We start from the raw sequence: 2,630 nt of genomic DNA on the forward strand, positions 1-2,630 counted from the left end.
GCCCACCGGCGCGCCGATCTTGTGCCCGGCCACGCTCATCGCGACCAGGCCCGCCGCCGCAGGCGCGTCGCCGCGCAGCTCGCGGAACGACAGGCGCACGTGCCCCCAGGCCGCCACGGCATCCAGGTGCAGCGGCACACCGGCATCCGCCGCCGCACGCGAGAGCGCGGACGCGTCGTTGATCGTGCCGGCCTCGTTGTTGGCCACCAGGGCAGTCGCCAGCGCCGCGCCGGGCAGCGCCGCGCGGAACGCCTCCAGATCGATCCGTGCCTGCGCCGACACCGGCACGGCGCGCACGCACGCGCCCTCCTTCGCGAGGGCCGCGACGGTGTCCATGGTGGCGTGATGCTCGGCATCCGGCAGCACCACGGCATCCGCCCCCGCGGCACGCGCACGCCACAGCCCGTTCAGCGCGGTGTTGATGGACTCGGTGCCGCCGGAGGTGAGCACGACTTCGATGGGATCGCAGCCCAGCACGGCCGCCGCCCGCTCGCGCGACTCCTCCAGCAGCCGCCGTGCGTCCTGACCGGCGCCGTGCGTGGACGAGGCGTTGCCGACCACCTCGCTCGCCGCCAACCAGGCATCCCGTGCCTCCGAACGGAGGGGGGACGTGGCCGCATGATCCAGGTAGAACCGCATGCTCCCATTGTCGTCCGTCCAACGCACCGGGGCGGCGGCGAGACCGAGGTTCGTGAACCGCGGCACCGGGATTCACGTGCACACGCCGCGCGCGTTTAGGCTGTTTCCCATGCCTGCGACCACCACGCCTCCTCCGGGAGGCTCCGCTCTCGATGATCTCGGCGTCCGGCTGCACGACGGCGTCGGGACCCTGCGCGTCTGGTCGCAGAACGCCTCGTCGATCGAGCTGGTCGTCTTCGATGCTGATGACCTCGACTGGGAGACCGCCCAGGCTCCTCTCGAGCGCCGCCCCGGCGGCGTGTGGGAGGTCACCACCGACCTGCTGCAGCCCGGCACCCGCTACGCGCTGCGCGTGGATGGCCCGCACGGCCCCGGACACGTCTTCAATTCCGAGACGCTGCTCCTGGACCCCTACGGCCGGGGACTCGCCCAGGGCGACGGCTACGAGGAGTGGCGCTCGGTCGTGATCGAGGACGGTTTCGACTGGGGCGACGTCCGCAAGCCCGGCATCCCGATGGACCGGACGGTCATCTATGAGGGGCACGTCAAGGGCCTCACCAAGCGCCACCCGGGCGTGACACCGGCCCTGCACGGCACCTACGCGGGACTCGCGCACCCGGCCATGATCGACTACTTCAAGAGCCTGGGTGTCACTGCCGTCGAGCTGCTGCCCGTGCACGCGTTCATGACCGAGCCGCGCCTGCTCGATCGCGGCCTGACCAACTACTGGGGCTACAACACCCTGAACTTCTTCACCCCGCACCATGCCTACGCCAGCGAATCCGCGCGCAAGGGCGGTCCGGAGACCGTGCTGAGCGAGTTCAAGGGCATGGTCAAGCTGCTGCATCAGGCCGGCATCGAGGTGATCCTCGACGTGGTCTACAACCACACCAGCGAGGAGGGCATCGGCGGTCCGCGCTCCAGCCTGCGGGGCATCGACAACGCCTCGTACTACCGGCAGCAGCCGGACGGCACCTACATCGACACCACCGGCGTGGGGAACACCCTCAACACCGCCACCGATGCCGCTGCGCGCCTGGTGCTGGACTCGCTGCGCTACTGGGCCACCGAGATGCAGATCGACGGCTTCCGGTTCGACCTCGCCACTGCCCTCGCCCGCAACGCCGAGCACGAATACGACCGCGAGCATCCGCTGCTCACCGCCATCCGCGAAGACCCCGCCCTGCAGGACGTGAAGATCATCGCCGAGCCCTGGGACATCGGGATGGGCGGTTGGCAGACCGGCAACTTCCCCGACGGCTGGAGCGAGTGGAACGACCGCTACCGCGACCGCGCCCGCAACTTCTGGCTCAGCGACATCGACTACGCACGACGCGCCTCGGCGCCGGTCGGGATCGGCGGGTTCGCCAACCGCCTGGCGGGCTCGGCCAACACCTACAGCGACGAGCGCGGTCCGCTGGCCAGCATCAACTTCGTCACCGCGCACGACGGGTTCACTCTGCACGATCTGGTCGCCTACGACGTCAAGCACAACGAGGCCAACGGCGAGGACAACCGCGACGGCGCGGACATGAACCGGTCCTTCAACCACGGCATCGAGGGTCCCACCGACGATCCCGGCATCCTGGCTCAGCGCCGCAAGGCCATGCGCAATCTGATGGGCACGCTGCTGCTGTCGGCCGGCATCCCGATGATCACCGCCGGCGACGAGTTCGGGCGCACCCAGCGCGGCAACAACAACGCGTACTGCCAGGACTCCGCCCTGAGCTGGCTGAACTGGGAGCACGAGGACTGGCAGAAGGACCTCACCGCCCATGTCGCCCTGCTCACGCGCCTGCGTGCGGAGAACCCCGCCCTGCGCCCGAGCAGGTTCGCCGTGCTGGGCGAGCACGTGCCGGACTCCAGCGTCATGGACTGGTTCGATCAGAACGGCGACACCATGGACGTCGAGCAGTGGAACGACCCCCGCAACCGCACCCTGCAGTACGTGGCGGCCAGCGTCCCGGAGAACGGGGCGTCCAACCGCATCC

General features: G+C 69.9%; 2 protein-coding genes. One reads left to right on the plus strand and one right to left on the minus strand.

What is annotated here, in order from left to right; all coding sequences use genetic code 11:
* Positions 1–639, minus strand: a 639-nt coding sequence (locus WA967_RS15250) for a cysteine desulfurase family protein (RefSeq protein ID WP_424424350.1), incomplete at its 3' end; no start/stop codon positions are given.
* 109 nt (positions 640–748) lie between these two features.
* On the opposite strand from WA967_RS15250, the gene glgX reads away from it, so the two are divergent.
* Positions 749–2,630: glycogen debranching protein GlgX (gene glgX / locus WA967_RS15255; protein ID WP_424424352.1), on the plus strand; the 1,882-nt coding region annotated here is incomplete at its 3' end.

Source organism: Microbacterium sp., assembly GCF_049650565.1.
Taxonomy (GTDB): domain Bacteria; phylum Actinomycetota; class Actinomycetes; order Actinomycetales; family Microbacteriaceae; genus Microbacterium.